This window comes from Ramlibacter sp. (assembly GCF_035554825.1).
In the GTDB taxonomy this organism is placed as follows: domain Bacteria; phylum Pseudomonadota; class Gammaproteobacteria; order Burkholderiales; family Burkholderiaceae_C; genus Ramlibacter.
The window spans coordinates 1-24,180 of record NZ_DATMHS010000167.1; the positions used below are offsets into that span (position 1 = coordinate 1).

Here is a 24,180-nt window from a genome sequence, read left to right on the forward strand (position 1 = left end):
CTCCTCCTGCGGCCGGTAGCGCACCGCGACGGGATACGTGCGCCCGGACACCTCGACGATCGGCGCGTCGCCGAAGTGGCGGCTGAGGCGCTCGGGGTCGATGGTGGCCGACGTGATGATCACCTTCAGGTCGGGGCGCCGCGGCAGCAGCTGCTTCAGGTAGCCGAGCAGGAAATCGATGTTCAGGCTGCGCTCGTGCGCCTCGTCGATGATGATGGTGTCGTATTGCTTCAGCAGCGGATCGGTCTGCGTCTCGGCCAGCAGGATGCCGTCGGTCATGAGCTTCACCGACGCGTCGCGCGCCAGCCGGTCCTGGAAGCGCACCTTGTAGCCGACCACCTCGCCCAGCGGGGTGCCCAGCTCCTCGGCGATCCGCTTGGCCACGCTGGAGGCGGCGATGCGCCGCGGCTGGGTATGTCCGATCAGCCGCCCGGCGCCGGGCGGCGCATTGAGCTTGCCGCGGCCCAGCGCCAGCGCGATCTTGGGCAACTGCGTCGTCTTGCCCGAGCCGGTCTCGCCGCAGACGATCACGACCTGGTTGGCCGCGATGGCGGCCATGATTTCGTCGCGCCGGGCGGAGACCGGCAGGGATTCGGGGAAGGTGATGCGCGGGGTGGCCAAGGAGACGGGGGGCAAAGCCCGTGATTATCCCAGCGCGCCGGCCGCCGCGGGCCGCACCGGCGGCCGGTCAGCGTCCGGTCTCGCGCAGCGGCAGCTCGGCGATGCGGTCGCTGGCCTGGTCGTGCCATGCCACCCGGCTGGCGAAGCTCCAGGCGGTGCGCGACATGTCCCGCACCTTGGCCACGACGGCCGCGGGCGGCGTTTGGGGCGTGGTCGCCAGCAGGCCGACGCCCACCTGCGCCGCCCATTCGGAGCGCCGCTCCTGGCCGGCCCCTTCGCCGTCCAGGCTCAGGGTGAGCGGCCGCGACAGCCGCTTGGCCAGCCTGCGGCTCAGCTGCACGAGGCGCTCGAAGTCGGCCGCGTCGCGCGAGACCAGCAGGAAGCCGTCGTCGAACAGCCGGCTCATCTCCATGTCCGGCGGCACGCAGCGGCGCAGCCGGGCGGCGCAGACGAACAGCGCATGGTTCAGGGCCGCGCGGCCGTGCAGGTTCTCCAGGGCGTAGAAGTTGCCGATCGAGATCGCCACCAGGACCACCGGCTGCGGCCCCTGGTCGTGCTGGCGCTCGAAGGCCCGGACGACCATCTGGCCGGTCGCCGCGTTCGACTGCATGCGCGTGATCGGGTCGTAGCGCGGTCCCTGCGCGCGCACCTCGCGCAGCTCGATCAGGTACGAATAGCGCAGCCACAGCATCACCCCGATGCCGGTCAGGTAGCACATGCCGGTGAGCGCGGCCGCCAGGTGCACGGGCCATGGCACGCCGCGCCGGTCCAGCGCGATCCAGGTCACCGCCGCCAGCGAGAGCAGCATGCAGGAAACGGCGAACACGGCGATCCACGCCAGCTGGTCGCCGCGACGGGCCGCCCGCACGCCGATCCCCAGGCCGCCCACGCCGGCGGCGAACGCGGCCAGCGAACTGAGTACCAGGGCGCCCTGGGACGGCAGCAGCCAGCTCACCGCGAGGGTCAGGCCGGCGGCCGCGAACAGCGGGGCCAGGACGCGGCGCCGGCGCTCGCGCTCGTTCAGCAGGCCCAGGTCCGCCAGCAGCATCAGCCCCAGCACCGAGGCGCTGAAGATGCCGATGTGCGCCAGCGTGCGCCGCTCGGCGTCGGCATCGGCGATCGGCAACCAGCCGAGGTAGCTCACGACGAACAGACCGGACACCAGCGCCGACAGGCCCGCCGCCAGCGCCACCCGCTGGTGCGACTGCACGAAGGCGGCGACGGCCCCGGCCAGCATCAGTGCGGCCGTCCCGAAGAAGGCTCCCCAGAAAAAGCCGATCGCCGACTGCGTCATCCGCCCGACCATAGCGGCGCCGTCGCGCAAACGCAATGGCGCGCGTCGGACCGTCCCGGGCGCCGTCAGCGCGTCTTCAGCGTGCAGCGTCCGAACCGGCCGGTTCGCCGCGCCGGCCGCGCCGCGGCGGCCGCCAACGGCGGCGGTTCCGCGATGCGCCCGAAGCCCGGTCGGCCGCGCGGCGCAATCGAGGCGCGCCCCATCCCTTACACTTTCCGTCCGGTCCTGCCCCCGCTCTGCCCCCCTCGGAATGTCCACGGTCTTCAACTTCACCTTTGTGCCCTGGTTCCGGTCGGTGGCGCCCTACATCCACATGCACCGCGGCAAGACCTTCGTGGTCGGCGTCGCGGGCGAGGCGGTCGCCGCCGGCAAGCTGCAGCACATCGCCCAGGACCTGGCGCTGATCCAGAGCATGGGCGTCAGGATCGTGCTGGTGCACGGGTTCCGGCCCCAGGTGAACGAGCAGCTGCAGGCCAAGGGCCACAGCTCGCGCTTCTCGCACGGGATGCGCATCACCGACGGGATCACGCTCGATTGCGCGCAGGAGGCCGCCGGCCAGCTGCGCTACGAGATCGAGGCGGCGTTCAGCCAGGGCCTGCCCAACACGCCGATGGCGGGCTCGACGGTGCGCATCATCTCGGGCAACTTCATCACCGCCCGGCCGATCGGGGTGCTCGATGGCATCGATTTCCAGCACTCCGGCCTGGTGCGCAAGGTGGACGTCGCGGGCATCGGCCGGACCCTGGACCTGGGCGCCATGGTGTTGCTGTCGCCGTTCGGCTTCTCGCCGACCGGCGAGGCCTTCAACCTGACGATGGAGGAAGTGGCGACCAGCGTCGCGATCGCGCTGCGGGCCGACAAGCTGATCTTCCTGGCCGAGATTCCAGGCATCCGGGTCAGGCCGCTCGAGCCGGAAAGCGAGGACAACCCGATCGACACCGAGCTGCCGCTGGCGGCGGCCGAGGAACTGCTCACGCAGCTGCCCGGCGCCCAGGCCCCTACCGACACCGCGTTCTACCTGCAGCACTGCGTGATGGCCTGCAAGGCCGGCGTGGAGCGCAGCCACATCGTGCCCTTCGCCACCGACGGCTCGCTGCTGCTGGAGGTCTACGTGCACGACGGCATCGGCACGATGGTGGTGGACGAGAAGCTGGAGAACCTGCGCGAGGCCACCTCCGACGACGTCGGCGGCATCCTGCAGCTGATCGAGCCGTTCGAAAAGGACGGCACCCTGGTCAAGCGCGACCGCACCGAGATCGAGCGCGACATCGCCAACTACACCATCGTCGAGCACGACGGCGTGATCTTCGCCTGCGCCGCGCTCTATCCCTATCCGGAAGCGAAGACCGGCGAGATGGCGGCGCTGACGGTTTCGCCGCAGGTCCAGGGCCAGGGCGACGGCGAGAAGGTCCTCAAGCGCGTCGAGCAGCGCGCCCGCGGCATGGGCCTGGAGAGCATCTTCGTGCTGACGACGCGCACCATGCACTGGTTCCTCAAGCGCGGCTTCGTGCAGGTCGATCCCGACTGGCTGCCGGAGGCGCGCAAGCGCAAGTACAACTGGGATCGCAAGAGCCTGGTCTTCGTCAAGAAGCTCGTCTGAACGGGTCCTCGCCGCCACGGCCGAGCGCCGTCGCCGCTTGACCCGCGGCGGCACCGCACCTACTGTGAACTGACCGCACGGGTCGTCACGCCGCGGCGCGTGCCGGCGCGACAGCCCCTTCCTACACCGGATTGGACATGCGCCGACAGCGGGCGCGGATCCAACCGCCTAGCTTGGGAGGCACGGTGAACATGATGAGCGCTTCCACCACGAAAGAGGTCCGCATCCCGGCCGGGGAGGCGGCGCTGTACGGCGACCTGGGCGTGCCCGCCGGCGCCAGCGGCCTGGTGCTGTTCGCCCACGGCAGCGGCAGCGGCCGCCACAGCGCCCGCAACCGGCAGGTGGCGGCGCGGCTGCAGCAGGCCGGCATCGCGACCCTGCTGTTCGACCTGCTGACCGCGCAGGAGGAGCAGGTGGACGTCCACACCCGCCAGCATCGCTTCGACATCCCGCTGCTGACCGGCCGCATGCAGGAGGCGACGGCCTGGGCCCAGGCCCAGCCGGGCGTCGGCGAGCTGCCGATCGGCTACTTCGGCGCCAGCACCGGCAGCGCCGCGGCCCTGATCGCGGCCGCCCGACTGGGACACCGGATCCGGGCGGTCGTCTCGCGCGGCGGCCGGCCCGACTTGGCCGGAGCGGCGGCCCTGGCCGCGGTCACCGCGCCCACGCTGCTGATCGTGGGCGGCGCCGACCACGGCGTGATCGAACTCAACCAGGAAGCCCTCGGCCACCTGCAGTGCGAAAAGCGGCTTTCGATCGTGCCCCGCGCCACCCACCTGTTCGAGGAACCCGGCACGCTGGAACAGGTGGCCGACTTGGCGGCGTCCTGGTTCGCCGAGCACCTGCACCGCGTGGAGCAGGCGACATGAACCAGTCCCGCCTGCCCTGTCGCGGCCGGCGCCGGGCCGGACGCCTGCCGGCCGGGTGCCGGAAGCACGGGCGCGGCCGCCCCGGGCTGCTGGTGCCGGCGCTGCCGCGCGGCGGGCTCGCGGTCGGCTGCGCGCGGGCGCAGGACGAGGCGCGGCGCGAGCAGGCGCTGGCGCCGCATTGACCCCACAGGAGAAACCCGCGATGGCGATACTGGGCAGGGATTCGACGCGCGCCGACCACGAACTGATCGAGGGCGTGCGACGCGAGATGGTGCCGCTCGCCGGCGGCGAGCGCGGCCACGACGCGCTGCTGCAGCTGATCGGCGCCGCCCGCTTTGCCTTGCTGGGCGAGGCGTCGCACGGCACCGAGGACTTCTATCGCGAGCGCATCCGCATCACCAAGCGGCTGATCCTCGAGCGCGGCTTCACCGCCGTTGCGGTGGAGGCCGACTGGCCCGACGCCTGGCGCGTGAACCGCTACGTGCGCGGCCGCTCCGACGACCGGGACGCCGCCGCCGCCCTGTCGGGCTTCCAGCGCTTTCCGGCCTGGATGTGGCGCAACACCGAAGTGCGCGACTTCGTCGAATGGCTGCGCGAGTACAACAGCGGGCGCGGCAGCCAGTCGCAGGTCGGCTTCTACGGGATCGACCTGTACAGCCTCTTCAGCTCGATGCAGGCGGTGCTGGCATACCTCGACCGCACCGATCCCGAGGCGGCCCGGCGCGCCCGCGCCCGCTACGCCTGCTTCGACCATGCGCGCGAGGACAGCCAGGCCTACGGCTACGGGGCGAGCTACGGGCTGTCCCCCAGCTGCGAGGACGAGGCGGTGCAGCAGCTGCGCGACCTGAACCGCCTGGCCGCCTCGGTGCAACCAACCCGCGGGCTGGAGCGCGACGAGGTGTTCTACGCCCAGCAGAACGCCCGGCTGGTGCGCAATGCCGAGGAGTACTACCGCACCATGTTCCGCGGCCGCGTCTCCTCCTGGAACCTGCGCGACAGCCACATGGTCGAAACGCTGCAGGCGCTGGACAAGCACTTTTCGGCCGACGGCGCGGCGCCGCGCTTCGCGGTCTGGGCGCACAACTCGCACCTGGGCGACGCCAGCGCCACGGAGATGGGCGACCAGGGCGAATGGAACGTCGGCCAGCTGGTGCGCGAACGCTACGGCGCCGAGGCCGTGCTGGTGGGCTTCAGCACCCACCGCGGCTCGGTGACGGCCGCCGGCGAGTGGGACGAGCCGCCGCGGCGCAAGCGCGTGCGCACCGGCCTGCCCGGCAGCTGGGAAGATGTCCTGCACCGCGTCGGCGAGGAGTCCTTCATGCTGCCGCTGCGCGACGCGCAGGCGCTGCGCCAGCTGGCCGCGCCGCGCCGCCTGCAGCGCGCGATCGGCGTGATCTACCGGCCCGAGACCGAACGCCACAGCCACTATTTCGAGACGCAGCTGCCCGACCAGTTCGACGCGCTGATCCACATCGACGAGACCAGGGCGCTGGAGCCGCTGGAGCGCGGCAGGGTCTGGTCGACCGAGGAGCCGCCCGAGACCTATCCGTCGGGCGTGTGACTGCCGCCGCGACGGCCCGGGCGCGGCACGCCCTCAGCGCTTGACCGCCGGCGTCTCCCCCGACCCCAGATCCCAATACAGGCCGGTCATCACGCACAGCCCCTCGCGCAGCAGCTCGGGCGGCAGGTGCTCGTTGGGCGCGTGCTGCGAGCAGCCGGCGTACGAGTGCGGCACCCAGATCGTGCGCAGGCCCAGCACGTCGGTGAAGATGTCGTTGGGCAGCGAGCCGCCGAGGTTCGGCAGGACCGCCGGCTTCTTGCCGCTGGTGCGCGCCAGCGACGCGACGGCCCACTGCACCCACTCGTCGTCGGGATCGATGCGGGTGGCGTTGAAGAACGTCTCGCGCGTCGTGGCGATCCGGACCATGCCGAGGCCGTTGCGGTCCAGATGCCGGCGCAGGGCCGGCAGGATCTGCTCGGGCTCGACGCCGACCACGAAGCGCAGCTGGCAGCGCGCCCAGGCGCGCGGCGGGATCGCATTCACCGGCGTCTCGGGATTGCCGGTCTTGAAGGCCAGCACCTCGAAGCTGCACCAGCCGAAGACCCGCTCGGCCGGCGACAGGCCAGGTTCGCCCCACGCCGGCTCGATCTCGGGACCGTCGCTGCCGCCGTCGACCTCGCAGTCGGCCAGCACCCGGCGCACCGACGCCGGCAGTTCCCTGGGCACCCATTCCGGAATGCGGATCTGGCCGGTCGGCGACGCGATCGAGGCGATCGCGTGCGCCAGCTGGATGCCGGGATTGGAAATCAGGCCGCCCCAGTTGCCCGAGTGGTGGCCGCCGGCGCGCGCCTCGATCGTCAGGTCGAAGTTCATGCTGCCGCGCGAACCCAGGAACACCGTCGGCCGCTCGGCCCGCAGCCGCGGACCGTCGGACGCGATCAGCAGGTCGGCGCGCAGCAGCTCGCGCTGCTCGGTGCACAGCTCGCGCAGGCCGGGCGAGCCGGTCTCCTCGCCCATCTCGATCAGGAACTTGGCGTTGAACCCGAGCTTGCCGCGGGCCGCGATGACGTTGCGCATCGCCTCCATGTTCACCGTGTGCTGGCCCTTGTTGTCGGCGATGCCGCGGCCGTACCAGCGGCCCTTGGCCTCGGTCAGCTGCCAGGGCGACAGCCCTTCGTGCCACTCGCGGTCCAGCCCCCGGATCACGTCGCCGTGGCCGTAGCCGAGCACCGTGGTCGCCTGCGGCGACTCGATGCGCTCGGCGAACAGGAACGGCGCCTGCGCCTTGGGATGCTCCAGCAGCCGGCACGAGAACCCCATCGCCTCGAACGAGGGGCGGATCTCGGCCTCGAGGTACTCGCGCAGCACGGGGCGGCGCTCGGGATTCTGGCTTTCGGTCGGGACGGCGACGCGCCGCGCCAGCGTGTCGCGGAACTGGCCCGAATCGAAGCTGGCCTGGGCCCGGGCGATCGCGGCGTCGCGCGTGTTCATGATGGTGTTCCTTGGATGGTGGCGGTGGAATGCAGGTGGCAGGCGACGCGCGTCGGGCCGAACGCCGCCAGCGCCGGCGCCTGCCGTTCGCAGGCGGCGTGGCGCTGCGGGCAGCGCGGGTGGAACGGGCAGCCCGGCGGCGGATGCAGCGGATCGGGGAACGCCAGGCCGAGGCCGGTCTCGGGAATCCCCAGGCTGGTGTCGGGCGTCAGCACCGACGCCAGCAGCGCCTGGGTGTACGGGTGCTGCGGATCGCGAAACAGCGTGCGCGTGTCCGCGCTTTCGACGATGCGCCCCAGGTACATCACGGCCACGTGGGTCGCGATGTGCTCGACCACCGCGAGGTTGTGGCTGATGAAGACATAGGTCAGCTTGAACTCCTGCCGCAGATCGAGCAGGAGATTGAGGATCTGCGCCTGCACCGAAACGTCGAGCGCCGAGGTCGGTTCGTCGCACACGACGATCTCCGGCTGCATGACGAGCGCCCGCGCGATGCCCACCCGCTGCCGCTGCCCGCCCGAGAGCTGGCCGGGCGTGAGATCGGCGTAGCGTGCCGGCAGGCCGACGCGCTCCAGCATCTCGATCGCCTGGCGGCGCCGTTGCGCGCTGCTGCCGATGCCGTGGACGTCGAGCGGGAAGGCCACGATCGAGGCCACCGTGCGGCGCGGATTGAGCGACGAATAGGGATCCTGGAACACCGGCTGCACCCGCCGCGCGAGGGTGCGCCGGTCCATGCCGGCGACGTTCTCGCCATCGATGAAGATGCTGCCGGCGCTCGGCGGCGTCAGTCCCAGCAGCATGCGCGCCAGCGTCGACTTGCCGCAGCCGGACTCGCCGACGATGCCCAGCACGCCGCCGCGCTCGACGCTCAGGTCGACGCCGTTCACGGCGTGCAGCTGTTGACGCGGCCGGAACAGGCCGGCCGGCACGGAGAAGGTGCGCTGCAGTCCTTCGGCGCGAATCAGGGCGTTCATGCCACGTTTGCTTTCTGAATGGGGAGCAGAACCCAACAGCCGAACGCAAAGTGCGCAGAAGTACCGCGGAAGACGCAAAGAAATCCCCTCCTTTGGATTTCACTCTGCGCCCTCTGCGTACCCTTTGCGGCCTCTGCGTTCGGCTGTCGGGTTTCCTTCACTCTCACGCGACCTCCACCTCGGGCGCCAGCACGCAGCGCCATTGCTGCCCCGCCGGTGACGCACGCAGCGGGATGGCGCGGGCGCACTCCGGCCGGACGTGCGGACAGCGGTCGCGGAACGAGCAGCCGCGCAGTTCGCCGGCGAGCGACGGCACCACGCCCGGAATCGTGCCGAGCTTGCCGCCGGGCGGGGTGCGGCCCGGCACGGGAATGCAGCCGAGCAGGCCGGTCGTGTACGGATGGCGGGGCGTGGCGAAGATCCGCGCCGCCGGCCCCTCCTCCACCACCTCGCCCGCGTACATCACGGCGACCCGGTCGGCGATGCGCGCGACGACGCCCAGGTCGTGCGTGATCAGCACCATGGCGATGCCCAGCTCCTGCTGCAGGTCGGCCAGCAGCCGCAGGATCTGGGCCTGGATGGTGACGTCCAGCGCCGTGCTCGGCTCGTCGGCGATCAGCAGTTCGGGGCCGCACATCAGCGCCATCGCGATCATCACGCGCTGGCGCAGGCCGCCCGAGAGCTGGTGCGGGTACTGGCCCAGGCGCTGGCCGGCCGACGCGATGCCGACCTTCTCCAGCAGCTCGATCGCGCGGTCCCTGGCCGCCGCGGCGGTCGCCTGCCGGTGATGGCGGTAGTGTTCGGCGAGCTGCTCGCCGATCGTGTAGGCCGGATTGAGCGCCGTCATCGGCTCCTGGAAGATCATCGCCATGCGGTCGCCGCGCAAGGCGTTGATCCGCCGGCCGCCGGCCCGCGCCAGGTCCTCGCCGAGAAAGCGCAGCGACTGCGCGCGGCGCGTCGCCTGCCGCGGCAGCAGGTCCATCACCGCCAGCGAAGTCATCGACTTGCCGCAGCCCGATTCCCCCACCAGGCACAGCGTTTCGCCGCGCCGCACCTGGAACGACACGTCGCGCACCGGATGCAGCACGCCGCCGCCGGTGCGGATGTCGACGTCCAGCCCCTGGACGTCCAGGACGACCTCGCCGGCCCCCACGTCAGGCGCGCTCATTGGGCATGAACACCTGGTGCAGGCCGTCGCCGGCGAGGTTGATGGCGAAGATCAGCAGCGCCAGCGCGGTGCCGGGAATGGCGATCAGCCAGAACGAGAAGAACATGTAGGCCTTGGCTTCGGAGATCATCAGGCCCCACGACGGCAGCGGCGGCTGCACGCCCAGCCCGAGGAACGACAGCGACGCCTCCAGCAGGATGGCGCTCGCGGCCTCCAGCGTGGCGATCACGATCAGGTGCGGCAGCACGTTGGGCAACACCTCGGTGAGCACGATGCGGGCGGTCGAAGCGCCGGCGGCTTGGGCGGCGGCCACGTATTCGAGCGAGCGCACCTGCTGCGTGGCGCTGCGCATCACCACGGCGAAGCGGTCCCACTTCAACAGGCCGAGCACCAGGATCACCACCCACAGCGAGCCGCCGACCAGCGCCACGGTGGCCAGCGCCACCAGGATCACCGGCATCGACAGCCGCGTGGTGACGAGGAACGAAACCACCATGTCCGTGCGCCCGCCGAAGTAGCCGGCCAGCATGCCCATGGTCGTCCCGATCAGGCCGGAGATCAGGGCCACGCTCGCACCGATCAGCAGCGAGATCCGCGCGCCGTAGATCAGGCGGGAGAGATAGTCGCGGCCCAGCTGGTCGGTGCCCAGCGGATGCAGCCAGGCGCCCTCCGGATACCAGAACGGCGGCACGGTGCGGTGGGCCAGGTCCTGTGCGTAGGGATCGTACGGGGCGAACAGCGGCGCGAAAACCGCCAGCAGCACGATCAGCAGCAGCACCCCGCCGCCGGCGACCAGCGCCTTGTTCTTCACGAGCTGGCGCCACGCCGAGGGCGGCACCGGCGCGTCGATGGCGGCGGTGGCGGCGATGGCGACCGGGAACTGGGCGCTCATGGTCATGCCACCCGGATGCGCGGGTCGAGCCACGCGTTGGCGACGTCGGAGGCGAGCGTCAGCAGGATGTAGATGACGGACAGCAGCAGCACGATCACCTGCATCACCGGGAAGTCCTTGTACGTGATGCTCTGGTAGGCCAGGTAGCCGAGGCCGTCGAGCGCGAAGATGGTCTCGATCACCACCGAGCCGCCGAGCAGGAAGCCCAGCTGCACCGCCGCCAGCGCGACCACCGGCACGATCGCGTTGCGCAAGGCGTGCTTGAAGACCACGGTGGCCGGCGGCAGGCCCTTGGCGCGCGCGGTGCGGATGTAGTCGGCGCCCAGCACCTCGATCATGCCGGCGCGGATCAGGCGCATGAACGCCGGCGCGGCGTAGTAGCCGAGCGCCAGCGCCGGCATCACCAGGTGCTGCCAGCTGCCGCTGCCCGACACGGGCAGCAGGTGCCAGCTGATCGAGAACAGCATGATCAGCAGCAGCGCGAAGAAGAAATTGGGCAGCGCCTGGCCCAGCACGGCCACGCCCAGGCAGACCCGGTCGATCCAGCTGTTCTTGTAGAGCGCCGCCAGCACGCCCAGCGGCACCGAGATGACGAGCGCGACGCCGAGCGCCGCCACGCCCAGCAGCAGCGTGGTCCGCAGTTTCTCCAGCACCAGCGGCGCCACTTCGGTCTTGAAGTACACCGACATGCCCAGGTTGCCCTGCACCAGCTTGGCCAGCCAGTCGACGTACTGCACGACGATCGGCCGGTCGAAACCGTAGGTCTTGCGCACCATCTCGATGTCGGCCTGGCGCGCGCCCTCGCCGGCCAGCGCCAGCGCCGGGTCGCCCGACAGGAACACCAGCATGTAGGCGAGAAAAGACACCGTCAGCGCGACCAGCACCGCGACGCCCAGCCGCTTGGCGATATAGGCAAGCATGGAAGCGGCTCAGGCGTGGCGCGAACGGGTCGGCGCGCCGGCGCCCGGGCGCCGGCAGGCAGCAGCGGAACCGGTCACTTCCAGCCCATCTCCCAGAAGCGCACCAGCTCGTCGGAATACGGCTTGAACGCCACTTCCTTGTTGGCCACGTAGTACACCGGCAGCGACCAGAGCGGCACCGAGTAGGCGTTCTCCGAGATCGTCACCAGGGCCTTGCGGTACAGCTCGTTGCGGGCCTTCGGATCGATCGTGTGGTCGCCCTTGTTCAGCAGTTCCTTCACCTGGGCGTTGCGCGTGACGTCGTCGGCCCCGAAACCGTAATACACGGGCGTGGACGCCGACACGTCGTTGACGAGGTTGGAGCCCCAGGTCTGGTGCACCAGCGCGGTCTTGTTGGCCCGCACCTGGTCCCGCATGGCGGCGTACTGGAGGAAATTGAGCTTGGCCTTGATGCCCACCGCCTGCAGGTAATTGATGATGGCCTCGGTCTGGTTGCGCTCGCGGTAGGCGTGGATGTCGAGCTCGAAGCCGTTCGGATAACCGGCTTCCGCCAGCAGCTTCTTGGCCAGCGCCGGGTCGTACTTGTAGACCGTGGCGCCCTGCTGGGTGCAGCCCACCTGGGACGGGGTGCAAATCGTGTTGATGATCTCGGCGCCGCCGCCGACGATGTTCTTGATGATCGCCTCGCGGTCGATGGCGTGGGCGATCGCCTTGCGCACCCGCACGTCCTTGAGCTGCGGCGCCGGGCCGCCGTCCTGCGTGTTCATCTGCATGAACACGATGCGCATCGTGTTGCCGCTCAGCACCTGCAGGTGCGGCACGGTCTGCAGCTTCTCGGCCTGGTCCTTGGGCACGTGCATGATGAAGTCCTCGCCGCCGGACAGGACCTCGGCCATCTGGGTCTGCCGATCCGGGATGAAGCGGATGCGGACCTTGCCGATCTTCGGCTGCGTGCGCGGCGAGTCCTTGAAGTAGTCGGCGAACTTCTCCAGCGTGATCGACTTGCCCGGGATGTGCTCGACCACCTTGTAGGGGCCGGAGCCGACCGGCTTGGCGTTCATGCCCTTGGGGCCCGCCTCCTTGTAGTACTTGGCCGGATGGATCGCCAGCGTGGTCGCGAGGTAGTCCTTGGCCGCGGGGAACGGCTCCTTGCTGACCACGCGCACCTTGTACTTGTCGACCTTCTCGACCTTCTCGATCCACTGCACGTTCTGCTGCGTCACCGCCTTGTTCTTCGGGTCGGCGACGAAGTTGAGCGTGTAGACGACCGAGTCGGCGTCGAATTCCTCGCCGTTGTGGAACTTGACGCCCTGGCGCAGCTCGAATTCGAGCGTCTTGTCGTCGATCTGCTTCCAGCTTTTCGCCAGCTGGCCCTTGTATTCGTGCGTGACCGGGTCGCGATACAGCAGCGTGTCCCACACGTTCGCGGCGATGATCACGCCGATGCGGACGTTGTTGAAATAGGGGTCGACGCTCTCGGGCGCCTGGTCGTACGCCATCTGCAGCGTGTCGTTCTTCTTGCCCGCCAGCGCCGGCGGCGCCGCCAGCATGCCGATCGCCAGCAGCCCCGCCGCCAGGCCCAGCGCCGTCGCGCGGCCGCGCCGCGCGAACGATCCAACACTGCCTCTACCCATCTTCGTCTCCTGCCTTGATGAAGCCGCCCGCGCTCGGGCGGCGTTGCTCATGGATGCAACGTGCGACGATACCGAAAAGCGCGGCCTCTGCGCTTTGAGGCTTACCCTAAGCTGCCCACGTGCAGCGGCGCCGGCCGATGCGGCACACTCGGGACCGCGTCGCGCGCCGCGCCGCCCGTGCGCGGCCCGAACGCCCGCGCCATCACGAACGAGAAGCCAGGAGCAGTCATGCCAAGCAACGCCATGCAGGAGGCGATCCGGTTCGCCGAGCAACACGAAAGTACCTGGGACCGCGAAGTCACCGCGAACTGGGGCGTGCACCGCGACGACCCGCCGCCATGGAACCGGCTGCTCGGGCCGGTGCACTCGCGCGGCCCGGTGTCGGGCACGATCCTGGTCGAAGGCCGCACGGTCGCCTCGTGGGGCGAGCCGAAGCGCGCGGACCTCACGTTCAGCGTGGCCAAGACCTACCTCGCGCTGCTGGCCGGCGTCGCGCACGACCGCGGCCTGCTGCGCGACGTCGACGAGCCGGTCGGCCGGCGCCTGCGCGGCATCGGTTTCGACGACGGCAACAACGCGCTGGTCACCTGGCACCACCTGCTGACGCAGACCAGCGAATGGAGCGGCGAGGTGTTCGGCTACAGCGACCAGGCCGACCACTATCGCACCGTCACCTTCGGCCAGCCCACCGGCGGCGTCAAGGGCCAGCCGCGGCCGCTGCAGCGGCCCGGCACGTACTGGGAATACAACGACGTGCGCATCAACCAGCTGTCGCTGGCGCTGCTGCACCTGTTCCAGCGGCCGCTGCCCGACGTGTTCCGCGAGGCGATCACCCGTCCGATCGGCGCGAGCGAGCACTGGCAGTGGGTCGGCTACGACAACGCCTGGGTGACGGTCGCGGGCCAGCGCGTGCAGTCGGTGCCGGGCGGCACGCACTGGGGCGGCGGGATGTCGATCGGCGCGCAGGACCAGGCGCTGATCGGCCAGCTGATGCTCGACGACGGGCTGGCGCGAGGCAAGCAGGTGCTGTCGAAGGAGTGGCTGCAGCGGATGCGCACGCCGTGCGAACTGGCGCCCTACTACGGCTACCTGATCTGGCTCAATCACCAGCGCAAGCCGTTCCCCAGCCTGCCGGCGTCCAGCTATTTCGCGATCGGCGCCGGCAGCTCGTTCACCTGGATCGAGCCGGAGCGGCGCATGGTGACCATCGTGCGCTGGCTGAATTCAGCGCACGCGGATGCGTTCTTCGGGCGCGTGCTTCAGGCGGTGGACGGTCGCTGAGGGCCTTGGAAATCAGGCGTACGCCGCCCGCGGTCGGCGCCGCCACTGCTTCACGATCAGGGTCAGCGCCACCAGCGCGAACGCGGCGGACAGGAGGAAGTTCCAGTTCGCCAGCGAGCCGCCCAGGAAAGTCCAGTCGATCTTGCTGCAGTCGCCGCTGCCGCGGAAGATCATCGGGATCGCGCGCTGCAGCGGGAACGATTCGATCATGCCGTAGAAATCGCGGCCGCAGGAAGAGAACTCCGGCGGGAACCACTGCAACCAGCTCTGGCGCGCGGCGACGAAGGCGCCGAATCCCGCGAACAGCAGGATCAGCACGCTGCCGCCGATCCACCCGCCGCGGCGCTTCGACAACGCCGCCAGGCCCGCGGTCAGTCCGACCAGCAGCACGGCGTAGCGCTGCACGATGCACATCGGGCAGGGATTGATGCCCAGGCCGTGCTGCAGGTACAGCCCGAACCCCAGCATGGCCGCGCAGACGGCGGCGATGGAACCGAGCACCCGGCGCGGAGCCGCTTCAAACCATGTCGACAACTTCTTCCTCCTGAGGCGAGGCGCCTCAGGCGGCATCCTCGACAAACACGCGAGCCCGCCGCGGCGTCACCACCAGCGTCTCGCCCTCGCTGAACCCCATCTCGCTGAATTGTTGCGCCGGAATCTGCGCTTCGATGATGGAATCCGTATTGTCCCCCGGCTCTTGGTTGCCGCCCAGCGCAATAAGTTCCAGCCGCGCGATCGGGCCCACCACGACGGCGCGGCTCAACCGGGCGACCATGCCGCCGGGCCGGCCGGCCCGGCCGGCCAGCGGACGCTGCAGATCGAGGTCGTGCGGCCGCACGTAGGCATAGGCCTTCGCGTTCTGCGCATCGGCGTGCTCGGGCGAGGCCAGCTGCAGGCCCTCCAGATGCACCAGGCCTTCGTGGGCGCGGCCGTGGAACAGGTTCACGTCGCCCAGGAACCCGTACACGAAGGGACTGGCCGGATGGTCCCACACCTCCTGCGGCGAGCCGACCTGCTCGATGCGCCCGGCGTTCATCAGCACCACCCGGTCGGCCACCTCCAGCGCCTCCTCCTGATCGTGCGTGACGAAGATGCTGGTCACGTGGAGCTCGTCGTGCAGCTGGCGCAGCCAGCGGCGCAATTCCTTGCGCACCTTGGCGTCGAGCGCGCCGAACGGCTCGTCGAGCAGCAGCACCTTGGGTTCGACGGCGAGCGCCCGCGCCAGCGCGATCCGCTGGCGCTGGCCGCCCGAGAGCTGGGAGGGGAAGCGGTCGGCCAGCCAGTCCAGCTGCACCAGCTTCAGCAGGTCGTGCACCTTCTTGCGGATCTGCGCCTCGCCCGGGCGCTGGCCGCGCGGCTTCACGCGCAGGCCGAAGGCGACGTTCTCGAACACGGTCATGTGCCGGAACAGCGCGTAGTGCTGGAACACGAAACCGACGTTGCGGTCGCGCACGTGCACGCCGGTGGTGTCCTCGCCGGCGAACAGGATGCTGCCGGCGTCGGCCGTTTCGAGCCCGGCGATGATGCGCAGCAGCGTGGTCTTGCCGCAGCCGGACGGCCCCAGCAGCGCGAGCAGCTCGCCCGACGCGATGTCCAGCGACACGTCGCGCAGCGCCTGGAAGTCGCCGAATCGCTTGCCGACGTTGCGGATTTCGATGCTCATGGTATAGCCCTTCCCTCTCCCTATCGGCCGGCAGTCGCCGGCACCAGAATTCCCGGCCGCTCCGGCGGCAGGTCGGCCGCCGCGCGCCGTTCGCGCTCGTGCCGCCACTCGACCAGCGACTTGACGACCAGCGTGACCAGGGCCAGCAGCGCGAGCAGCGAAGCCACCGCGAACGCCGCCACCGACTGGTACTCGTTGTAGAGGATCTCCACGTGCAGCGGCATGGTGTTGGTCTGCCCGCGCACGTGGCCGGAAACCACCGACACGGCGCCGAACTCGCCCATGGCCCGCGCGTTGCACAGGATCACGCCGTAGACCAGTCCCCACTTGATGTTGGGCAGCGTCACGTACCGGAAGGTCTGCCAGCCGCTCGCGCCCAGCACGATGGCGGCCTGCTCCTCGTCGTTGCCCTGCGACTGCATCAGCGGGATCAGTTCGCGGGCGATGAAGGGAAAGGTGACGAACACGGTCGCCAGCACGATGCCGGGCACCGCGAACACGATCTTGACGCCGTGCGCTTCCAGCCAGGGGCCGAACCAGCCTTGCGCGCCGAACATCAGCACGTAGATCAGGCCGGCGACGACCGGCGACACCGAGAACGGCAGGTCGACCAGCGTCGTGAGGAAGGCCTTGCCGCGGAATTCGTACTTGGCGATGCACCAGGCGGCGGCGACCCCGAACACCAGGTTCAGCGGCACGGCGATGGCCGCCGTGAGCAGCGTCAGGCGGATCGCCGCCCAGGCGTCGGGTTCGCGCAGCGCCTCGAGATAGGCGCCGGCGCCCTTGCGCAGCGCCTCGGTGAACACCGCGGCCAGCGGCAGCACCAAAAACAGCAGGACGAAGGCGAGCGCAAGCCCCGTCAGCGTCCAGCGGACCCAGCGCGCCTCGGTGGTCACCACCCGCCTGCTCGACCGCGCGCTCATGCCCCGGCCCTCCGGCGCTGCCAGCCCTGCAGCGCGTTGATCACCAGCAGCAGCACGAAGGAGATGACCAGCATCACGACGGCCACGGCGGTGGCGCCGCCGTAGTCGTACTGTTCCAGCTTGCCGATGATGATCAGCGGCGTGATTTCCGACACCATGGGCATGTTGCCGGCGATGAAGATCACCGAGCCGTATTCGCCCACCGCGCGAGCGAACGCCATGGCGAAACCGGTGAGCAGCGCCGGCGCGATCGCGGGAAACAGCACCTGGCGGAAGGTCTGCCAGCGGGTGGCGCCCAGGCACATCGCCGCCTCCTCCAGTTCCTGCTCCGTGTCTTCCAGCACCGGCTGCACCGTGCGCACCACGAACGGCAGCCCGATGAAGATCAGCGCCACGACGATGCCGTTCGGATTGAACGCGAGCCGGATGCCCAGCGGCTCCAGGAACTGCCCGATCCAGCCGTTGCCGGCCAGCAGCGCCGTCAGCGAAATGCCGGCGACCGCCGTGGGCAGCGCGAACGGCAGGTCCACCATGGCGTCCACGATCTTCTTGCCGGGGAATTCGTAGCGCACCAGCACCCAGGCCAGCAGCAGGCCGAACACCACGTTGAGCAGCGCGGCCGCGAACGAGGCCCCGAACGTGAGCCGGTACGACGCCAGCACCCGCGGCGAAGTGACGGCCGACCAGAACTGGTCCCAGCTGAGCGTGAAGGTCTTGAGCACGAGGGCCGAGAGCGGGATCAGGACGATCAGGCTCAGGTACGCCAGCGTGTACCCCAGGGTCAGGTTGAATCCGGGCAGCACCTTCCTGCTGCCGCCCCGGGCGGGGGCGGCCGGCAGCGGGGCTGCGGCGATGCTCGCGGCGCCCATGCCGTCACTTCACCGTGTAGATCTTGTCGAACAGGCCGCCGTCGTTGAAGTGCACCTTCTGCGCCTGCGCCAGCGATCCGAACTGCTCCTGCACGGTGAACAGCTTGATCGGCTTGAAGGTGCCGGCGTATTTCTTGAGCACCGCCGGCGAGCGCGGGCGGATCGAATGCTTCGCCGCGATCTCCTGGCCCTCCTCCGAATACAGGTACTGCAGGTAGGCCCTGGCCAGCTCGCCCGTGCCCTTCTTGGCGGCCGTGCGCTCGACCACCGCCACCGGGTTCTCGGCCACGATGCTGATCGACGGATAGACGACGTCGACCTTGTCGGCGCCGAACTCGCGGTTGACCGACTCGACCTCGGATTCGAACGTGATCAGCACGTCGCCGGTGTTGCGCTGCAGGAAGGCAGAGGTCGCGTCGCGACCGCCGCGGGCCAGCACCGGCACGTTCTGGTACAGCTTGGCCAGGAACTCCTGCGCCTGCGCGTCGGTCGCGCCCTTCTTCTTCATGTAGCCGAGCGCCGCCAGATAGGCGTAGCGGCCGTTGCCGCCGGTCTTCGGGTTCACGACGATCACCTTCACGCCCGGCTTGACCAGGTCGTCCCAGTCCTTGATGCCCTTGGGGTTGCCGTTGCGCACCAGGAACAGCATGGTGGAGATCGTCGGCGCCGCGTTGTCGGGGAATCGCTTGGCCCAGTCCTTGGCGACCACGCCCCGCTCGGCCAGGAATTCGATGTCGGTGGTGGTGTTCATGGTGACCACGTCGGCGTCCAGCCCGTCGGCCACCGCGCGCGCCTGGGCGCTGGAGCCGCCGTGGGCCTGGTCGATCTTCACGTCCTTGCCCGTGGTCTTCCGGTAATGGGCGACGAAGGCCTGGTTGTAGTCCTTGTAGAACTCACGGGCCACGTCGTACGAGACATTCAGCAGGGTCTGCGCGCCGGCCAGGCTGCTCGCGACCAGCGCGGCGGTGGCGAGGGCGGTCTTGAAGGAGGGGTTCATAGGATCCGAATTGTGGGAACGGCCCCTTCAAACTCAAACCAATATATTGTTGTTTGCTCATATCGCCTCGGCATAACAGCAAGTCGGCCAAGCGGATGGCCCGCGTGTCCGCCGCGCGCTAAGCTGCAGCGAATCACAGGAGACCTCCCATGCGCACCCAGGTCGCGATCATCGGCGCCGGACCGGCGGGCCTGCTGCTGGGGCAGTTGCTGTACCGGGCCGGCATCGCCAACATCATCCTGGAGCGCCAGAGCGCCGATCACGTGCTCGGCCGCATCCGCGCCGGCGTGCTGGAACAGGTGACCGTCGACCTGATGGACGAATGCGGGGTCGGCGAGCGCCTGCACCGCGAAGGGCTGGTGCACCAGGGGATCGAGCTGCTGTTCAAGGGCGCGCGGCACCGGATCGACTTCCCGGGCCTGACCGGCGGCAAGACCGTGATGGTGTACGGCCAGACCGAAGTCACGCGCGACCTGATGGCCGCCCGCGCCGCCGAAGGGCTGCCGACGGTGTACGAGGTCGGCGACAGCGTCAGCCTGCACGGCTTCGACGGCACCTCGCCGCAGGTGCGCTATCGCCACGGGGGCGTGGAGCGCCAGGTCGACTGCGAGTTCATCGCCGGCTGCGACGGCTTTCATGGCGTCAGCCGCGCCAGCGTCCCCAAGGGCGCGATCCACGAATACGAGAAGGTCTATCCCTTCGGCTGGCTGGGCCTGCTGGCGGACGTGCCGCCGGTCTTTCACGAGCTGATCTACGCGCACACCGAGCGCGGCTTCGCGCTGTGCTCCATGCGCAGCCCTGCCCGCAGCCGCTACTACCTGCAGGTGCCGCTGGAGGAAAGGGCGGAGCAATGGACGGACGAGCGCTTCTGGGCGGAACTGCGCGCGCGGCTCGATCCGCAGGCGCGCGAGCGGCTGGTCACCGGGCCGTCGATCGAAAAGAGCATCGCCCCCCTGCGCAGCTTCGTGGCCGAGCCGATGCGCTTCGGCCGCCTGTTCCTGGCCGGCGATGCCGCGCACATCGTGCCGCCCACCGGCGCCAAGGGCCTGAACCTGGCTGCGTCGGACGTGAAGTACCTCGCCGCCGGGCTGATCGAGCAGTACCGCGAGCGCAGCGCAGCGGGCCTGGACCACTACTCCGAGCGGGCGCTGCGCCGGATCTGGCGGGCGGAACGCTTCTCCTGGTGGTTCACCATGCTGATGCACAAGTTCCCCGGCACCGGCGAGTTCGACCGCAAGGTGCAGGAAGCGGAACTGGACTACCTGGTGCACTCCCGGGCCGCGTCCACGGCGCTGGCCGAGAACTACGTGGGGCTGCCGCTGTAGCGGGCGAACGCGCTCAGGCCGCCGGCTCGGGCTTGCGGCACAGCACCTCGATCGGAACGATCCGCCCGTCCGCGAAGCCGCGGATGGTGTTGGCCATCACCGCCCTCGCCTTCTCGCCGTGGATCAGCATCACGGCGCGGTGCGGCGGTTTCTCGCCGCGCTTGACCATCGCGCGCGAGCGGTCGCCGAAGGCGCGCGTCTTTTCCAGCGTGCTGCGAAACCGCAGCACCTCGAAGCCGGCGTCGAGCAGGCCCTGGCGCGTCTCCTCCGGGGTCGACAGGAAACTGGTGCGGGCGCTGTCGGCCCAGGCCGTCGGGTAGTCGATGTCCCCGCCCTCCCCGCGCGACACCTCCGACAGCACCAGCCAGCCCCCGGGCTTGAGCACGCGGTGCATCTCGCGGTACAGGGCCGCCTTGTGCTCGATGTTCATGGACACGTTCATCGAATAGGCGCCGTCGAAAGCCTGCGCCTCGAACGGCATCGCCAGGGCGTCGCCCTGCTGGAACGAGGTCCGGTCCTCCAGCTTCTGCAGGCGCGTGAGGTGCTGCGCGAGTTCGCAGTACTCGGGCGTGAGATCGATGCCGGTCACGTGGCAGCGGAAGCGGTTGGCGACGTAGCGCGCCGGGCCGCCCAGGCCGCTGCCGATGTCCAGGATGCGCTGACCCGCGCGGGCGGGCATCAGGCGCGCCGTCTCCAAGGTCGCTTCGAGGCCCCGGCCGTGGAAGTGATCGTAGGGCGCGAGCGAGTCAGGCGTCGGGTGATCGGGGTCGGCGCCGTCCTCGGCCAGCGCGGTGCGCAGTCGCGCCAGCAGATCGCCCCGGCTGTAATGGTCCTGGAGCTCGCTGTCCGTGTTCATTGCCGACCTGTCATCGTGATCCCGGGCGCTATGGTAGCCCCGCCCGCGCCCCCGCGGGGGCGAAGCCCACCGGATCACCGGCCGAAGGCCATGCGGGCGGTCATCGCGCGATGACCTTCGTGGTCGCGGATCCACAGGTTCATCGCCTCCCCGTCGCGCTCGCCGCAGACGTCGAACGGGTGCAGGTCGAACACCGGCTTGAGCGCACGGAAGGAAAAGGTGGCCGGCGCCCGGCCGGCGAACTCGCGCTCGCCCAGGCCGGCCAGCAGCGTCGCCATCAACGGCCCGTGCACGACCAGGCCCGGATAGCCCTCGACCTCGGTGACGTAGCGCCGGTCGTAGTGGATGCGATGGCCGTTGAAGGTCAGCGCCGAGTAGCGAAACAGCAGCACGTCGTCGGGCGTCACGCGCCGGCCCACCTCGCCGGCCGGGGCGTCCTCGTACCGCGGCGCCGCGCCGCCGGGCGCCGGCAGGTCGCGGTACACGATGTCGTGGAACTCGCGCAGCGCCGGGCCCCGCGGGCCCGAGATCTCGTGCCGCACGCGCACGAAGCACAGGGTGCCGGTGCGGCCCGGCTTGAGCTGGATGTCGTCGATCGTCGACTCGCGCCGCAGCGCATCGCCCAGCCGCAGCGGCTGCAGGAATTCGAGCTGGCCGCCGGCCCACATGCGGCGCGGCAGCGGCACCGGCGGCAGGAAGCCGCCGCGGCGGGCATGGCCGTCGGGCCCCAGCGCGGACTGCCGCGGCGAAGGCAGGAAAAAGAGCCAGTGCCACAGGGCCGGCAACTGCGTCGCGCCGTCGTCCGGCGGCAGGTCCAGCGTCGCGCGCAGCAGCCGCGGCGGCGCGGCCGTCACCAGGTCGTCGGCCACTTCCTGGCGGCCCTTCCAGGCCATGAGCTGTTGGGTGTCGAGGGTCATCGGAAGACGAGTGCGTTGATCTTGCGCCTGCTGTCCCGGGCGCCCTTTGCGTTCCCCGCGGCGCATTTGCTAGTCTTGCACAAAACCCACGAGCCCCCGCCATGACCACCGCCCTGCGCCCGCTTGCCGGCACCCGGATCCTCAGCCTCGCGCTCAACCTGCCCGGCCCGGCGGCGCTGATGCGCTGCCAGCGCATGGGCGCCACCTGCGTCAAGCTGGAGCCGCCGGCCGGCGATCCGATGGGCGTCTACGACCCCGCGGCCTATGCGCAGCTGCACCATGGGATCGCGGTCCACCAGGCCGATCTCAAGACCGACGCCGGGCAGAAGGTGCTGCACGGCGAGCTGGCCAGGGCCCACGTGCTGCTCACGTCATTCCGGCCCTCGGCCCTCGACAAGCTGGGACTCGCGTGGCGGCAGCTGCACGCGCGCTATCCGTCGCTGTCGCAGGTGGCCATCGTCGGCGGCCGGGGCGAGCAGGCGGAAGCGCCCGGCCACGATCTGACCTACCTCGCCGAGCACGGCCTCGTCACCGGCACCGACCTGCCGGCCACGCTGTACGCGGACATGGGCGGCTCGCTGATGGCGAGCGAGGCGGTGCTGCAGGCGGCGCTGCAGCAAAGCGAACGCTACGCCGGCACCGGCGAGCCGCATCCGCGCGGCCACTACATCGAAGTGGCGCTGGCCGACGCGGCGGCCTACCTGGCGCTGCCGCGCGAATGGGGCCTGACGCAGCCGCGCGGCGCCGTCGGCGGCGCCCACGCCGGCTATCGCGTGTACCAGTGCCGCGACGGGCGCGCCGCCGTGGCCGCGCTCGAGCCCCATTTCGCCGCGTCGCTGTGCGCGGTCGCCGGCGTCGCGGCCAGCGACATCCGCGCGATGTTCGCGCCGGCCACCCACCAGGCGCTTGCCGCCTTCTTCGGCGCCCGCACCCGCGCCGAGCTCGACCGTCTGGCACGCGAGCACGACCTGCCGATCCACACGCTGGCGCCCGCCGCCGCGTGACGCCCCGCGTGGCTCTTTCGGGCTGTAGGACAACGCCGGGACTTTGCGCTGCGCCACGGCGGCGCGCCCCAGGATGCTGGCAACCCGGGCACACTTCCCTGATGAGCCAACCGGGTGTCCACCTATGAACAGTTCAATCATCAAGATCGGGATCGTCGACGACCATGCCATCGTCCGAGCGGGGCTCAAGCAGTTCCTGTCGGAGATGGTGGACATGCGAGTCGTCGGCGAAGCATCCACCGGCCGCGAAGCCATCGACCTGGTGCGCACGACCGAGATGGACGTGATCATCATGGACCTGTCGATGCCGGGCCAGAGCGGGATCGACGCGCTCGCCATGATCCGGGCGAAGGCGCCCGACGTCGGCATCCTGATCCTGTCCGGCTACCCCGAGGAGCAGTACGCCGTCAACCTCATCCGCCAGGGCGCGAGCGGCTATCTCAACAAGGAATGCGAGCCGATGGAGATCGTCAACGCGATCCGCACCATCGCGCTGGGCCGCCGCTACATCTCGCCCTCGGTCGCCGAGCTGATCGCGCAGCAGCTCGATCGCAAGGACGGCAGCGCGGCGCACGACCTGCTGTCGGAGCGCGAGTTCCAGGTCTTCCTCAAGCTCGCCAAGGGCGAGACCGCGGGCGACATCGCCAATGCCCTGTCGCTCAGCGTCAAGACCGTCAGCACCTACCGCACCCGCCTGATGGAGAAGATGGGCCTGACCTCCAACAGCGACCTCACCTACTACGCGCTCAAGAACAAGCTCATCGATTGAGGTTCGCGCGCGGTCGGGGCGGCGGCGGATGCTCCCGCGTCAGCAGCCGCTGCACGAGGTTCATCAGCAGCACCTGGTCGAGGTGATCGATCTGGAACGAGTTCGCCGGCGTCAGCCGAACGCCTTCCGCCAGCAGGATGTGGCTGGTGGCGCGCAGCCGGTGGGTCCGGCTCAGGGCCACCGAAGCATCGTCGAGGGCCTTGAGGATGAAATCGCGCGTCGCCACGGGCAGCAGGACGAACGCTTCGGGTGAATGGGGCGGGGACATGGTGGGCTCCTGTGGCCGCCAGTCTGGCGCCGCTGCCGGACCGTTCGTGTCGGCCGAGGGCGACGCCAGGGGTAAAGACTCTCCGGCGGGCCATGACACGACACGCGCCGCGTGCCCGGCAGCGGCCCCCGGACACGGGCTTGCAGCGACGTCCTACAGCTTTTGACGCACCGCTGGGATAGGTTCGAGAACATGGCTCCCTCCAGTACCCGCACCCTGTGGAAAGGGGCGATCAGCTTCGGGCTGGTCCACATTCCGATCACCCTGCATTCGGCGACCGCCGAGAGCCGGATGAAGTTCCACCTGCTCGACAAGAAAACCATGAGCGCGGTGGGCAACCAGCA

At 70.0% G+C, this 24,180-nt stretch carries 24 protein-coding genes and 1 pseudogene; 9 read left to right on the forward strand and 16 right to left on the reverse strand.

Features of this window, described 5'->3' with window-relative positions; all coding sequences use genetic code 11:
* Together VNT59_RS20110 and VNT59_RS20115 are read right to left on the reverse strand one after the other, a co-directional pair.
* The coding region (locus tag VNT59_RS20110) for a DEAD/DEAH box helicase (protein WP_325501486.1) at positions 1-558 on the reverse strand (558 nt) is incomplete at its 3' end.
* Positions 559-688: 130 nt separating this feature from the next.
* A complete protein-coding gene (locus VNT59_RS20115) occupies positions 689-1,915 on the reverse strand; it encodes a 7TM diverse intracellular signaling domain-containing protein (protein WP_325501442.1) in 1,227 nt (408 codons plus the stop codon).
* Between the two features lie 250 nt (positions 1,916-2,165).
* Between VNT59_RS20115 and argA the strand changes: the two genes are divergently transcribed.
* The 4 genes from argA (at position 2,166) to VNT59_RS20135 (ending at position 5,945) form a co-directional block, all read left to right on the forward strand.
* Entirely contained in the window at positions 2,166-3,515 is a 1,350-nt protein-coding gene (gene argA, locus VNT59_RS20120) for an amino-acid N-acetyltransferase (protein ID WP_325501444.1), read from the forward strand.
* A gap of 191 nt (positions 3,516-3,706) precedes the next feature.
* Complete coding sequence (locus VNT59_RS20125; RefSeq protein WP_414708426.1) at positions 3,707-4,384, forward strand: dienelactone hydrolase family protein; 678 nt, start codon at positions 3,707-3,709, stop codon at positions 4,382-4,384.
* The gene (locus tag VNT59_RS20130) at positions 4,381-4,566 is read left to right on the forward strand and encodes a hypothetical protein (protein WP_325501448.1); all 186 of its coding nucleotides are present in this window, start codon (positions 4,381-4,383) and stop codon (positions 4,564-4,566) included. Before VNT59_RS20125 ends, VNT59_RS20130 begins: the two co-directional genes overlap by 4 nt.
* 20 nt (positions 4,567-4,586) lie before the next feature.
* Positions 4,587-5,945 carry an erythromycin esterase family protein gene (locus VNT59_RS20135; protein ID WP_325501450.1) on the forward strand — a complete coding sequence of 453 codons (1,359 nt, stop codon included), beginning with the start codon at positions 4,587-4,589 and terminating at the stop codon, positions 5,943-5,945.
* 33 nt (positions 5,946-5,978) lie between these two features.
* Here the strand turns inward: VNT59_RS20135 and VNT59_RS20140 are convergent, their stop codons facing one another.
* The 6 genes from VNT59_RS20140 to VNT59_RS20165 form a co-directional block, all read right to left on the reverse strand.
* Positions 5,979-7,376: a M20 family metallopeptidase gene (locus VNT59_RS20140; RefSeq protein WP_325501452.1), complete on the reverse strand. Its 1,398-nt coding sequence runs from the start codon at positions 7,374-7,376 to the stop codon at positions 5,979-5,981.
* Positions 7,373-8,350 (reverse strand): oligopeptide/dipeptide ABC transporter ATP-binding protein, encoded by a 978-nt coding sequence (locus VNT59_RS20145; RefSeq protein ID WP_325501454.1) that lies wholly within the window; start codon positions 8,348-8,350, stop codon positions 7,373-7,375. The genes VNT59_RS20140 and VNT59_RS20145 overlap by 4 nt, the downstream gene beginning before the upstream one ends.
* A gap of 163 nt (positions 8,351-8,513) precedes the next feature.
* A complete protein-coding gene (locus tag VNT59_RS20150; protein ID WP_325501456.1) occupies positions 8,514-9,518 on the reverse strand; it encodes an ABC transporter ATP-binding protein in 1,005 nt (334 codons plus the stop codon).
* Positions 9,505-10,410 (reverse strand): ABC transporter permease, encoded by a 906-nt coding sequence (locus VNT59_RS20155; RefSeq protein WP_325501458.1) that lies wholly within the window; start codon positions 10,408-10,410, stop codon positions 9,505-9,507. The genes VNT59_RS20150 and VNT59_RS20155 overlap by 14 nt, the downstream gene beginning before the upstream one ends.
* 2 nt (positions 10,411-10,412) lie before the next feature.
* A complete protein-coding gene (locus VNT59_RS20160; RefSeq protein WP_325501460.1) occupies positions 10,413-11,330 on the reverse strand; it encodes an ABC transporter permease in 918 nt (305 codons plus the stop codon).
* A 74-nt stretch (positions 11,331-11,404) separates the two neighbouring features.
* Positions 11,405-12,964: an ABC transporter substrate-binding protein gene (locus VNT59_RS20165; RefSeq protein WP_325501462.1), complete on the reverse strand. Its 1,560-nt coding sequence runs from the start codon at positions 12,962-12,964 to the stop codon at positions 11,405-11,407.
* Positions 12,965-13,192: 228 nt separating this feature from the next.
* Here VNT59_RS20165 and VNT59_RS20170 point away from each other — a divergent pair, with 228 nt between their 5' ends.
* Positions 13,193-14,245, forward strand: a complete 1,053-nt coding sequence (locus VNT59_RS20170; RefSeq protein WP_325501464.1) for a serine hydrolase — start codon at positions 13,193-13,195, stop codon at positions 14,243-14,245.
* A gap of 12 nt (positions 14,246-14,257) precedes the next feature.
* Here the strand turns inward: VNT59_RS20170 and VNT59_RS20175 are convergent, their stop codons facing one another.
* From VNT59_RS20175 to VNT59_RS20195, 5 genes are read right to left on the reverse strand one after another with little or no spacing between them, the layout of a single operon-like run.
* The gene (locus tag VNT59_RS20175) at positions 14,258-14,815 is read right to left on the reverse strand and encodes a disulfide bond formation protein B (RefSeq protein WP_325501466.1); all 558 of its coding nucleotides are present in this window, start codon (positions 14,813-14,815) and stop codon (positions 14,258-14,260) included.
* Positions 14,805-15,908, reverse strand: coding sequence for a sulfate ABC transporter ATP-binding protein (locus tag VNT59_RS20180; RefSeq protein WP_325501468.1), 1,104 nt, complete (start codon positions 15,906-15,908; stop codon positions 14,805-14,807). The genes VNT59_RS20175 and VNT59_RS20180 overlap by 11 nt, the downstream gene beginning before the upstream one ends.
* 20 nt (positions 15,909-15,928) lie before the next feature.
* On the reverse strand, positions 15,929-16,831 hold the full coding sequence (gene cysW, locus VNT59_RS20185) for a sulfate ABC transporter permease subunit CysW (protein ID WP_325501470.1): 903 nt from the start codon (positions 16,829-16,831) through the stop codon (positions 15,929-15,931).
* Positions 16,828-17,700, reverse strand: a complete 873-nt coding sequence (cysT, locus tag VNT59_RS20190; RefSeq protein ID WP_325501472.1) for a sulfate ABC transporter permease subunit CysT — start codon at positions 17,698-17,700, stop codon at positions 16,828-16,830. The genes cysW and cysT overlap by 4 nt, the downstream gene beginning before the upstream one ends.
* A gap of 4 nt (positions 17,701-17,704) precedes the next feature.
* Positions 17,705-18,697 carry a sulfate ABC transporter substrate-binding protein gene (locus tag VNT59_RS20195; RefSeq protein ID WP_325501474.1) on the reverse strand — a complete coding sequence of 331 codons (993 nt, stop codon included), beginning with the start codon at positions 18,695-18,697 and terminating at the stop codon, positions 17,705-17,707.
* A 149-nt stretch (positions 18,698-18,846) separates the two neighbouring features.
* Here VNT59_RS20195 and pobA point away from each other — a divergent pair, with 149 nt between their 5' ends.
* Positions 18,847-20,022, forward strand: coding sequence for a 4-hydroxybenzoate 3-monooxygenase (gene pobA, locus VNT59_RS20200; protein WP_325501476.1), 1,176 nt, complete (start codon positions 18,847-18,849; stop codon positions 20,020-20,022).
* A gap of 13 nt (positions 20,023-20,035) precedes the next feature.
* Here pobA and VNT59_RS20205 read toward each other — a convergent pair whose 3' ends face one another.
* The gene (locus VNT59_RS20205) at positions 20,036-20,878 is read right to left on the reverse strand and encodes a class I SAM-dependent methyltransferase (RefSeq protein ID WP_325501478.1); all 843 of its coding nucleotides are present in this window, start codon (positions 20,876-20,878) and stop codon (positions 20,036-20,038) included.
* Positions 20,879-20,952: 74 nt separating this feature from the next.
* Positions 20,953-21,795, reverse strand: coding sequence for an FAS1-like dehydratase domain-containing protein (locus VNT59_RS20210; RefSeq protein ID WP_325501480.1), 843 nt, complete (start codon positions 21,793-21,795; stop codon positions 20,953-20,955).
* Positions 21,796-21,896: 101 nt separating this feature from the next.
* On the opposite strand from VNT59_RS20210, the gene VNT59_RS20215 reads away from it, so the two are divergent.
* Complete coding sequence (locus VNT59_RS20215) at positions 21,897-22,799, forward strand: CoA transferase (protein WP_325501482.1); 903 nt, start codon at positions 21,897-21,899, stop codon at positions 22,797-22,799.
* A 136-nt stretch (positions 22,800-22,935) separates the two neighbouring features.
* A complete protein-coding gene (locus tag VNT59_RS20220; protein ID WP_325501487.1) occupies positions 22,936-23,568 on the forward strand; it encodes a response regulator transcription factor in 633 nt (210 codons plus the stop codon).
* On the opposite strand, the gene VNT59_RS20225 is transcribed toward VNT59_RS20220, so the two are convergent.
* Positions 23,558-23,836, reverse strand: a complete 279-nt coding sequence (locus VNT59_RS20225; RefSeq protein WP_325501484.1) for a hypothetical protein — start codon at positions 23,834-23,836, stop codon at positions 23,558-23,560. The two genes, VNT59_RS20220 and VNT59_RS20225, sit on opposite strands and share 11 nt — an antisense overlap.
* A 192-nt stretch (positions 23,837-24,028) precedes the next feature.
* On the opposite strand from VNT59_RS20225, the pseudogene VNT59_RS20230 reads away from it, so the two are divergent.
* A pseudogene (locus tag VNT59_RS20230) lies at positions 24,029-24,180 on the forward strand (Ku protein); the annotation flags it as partial.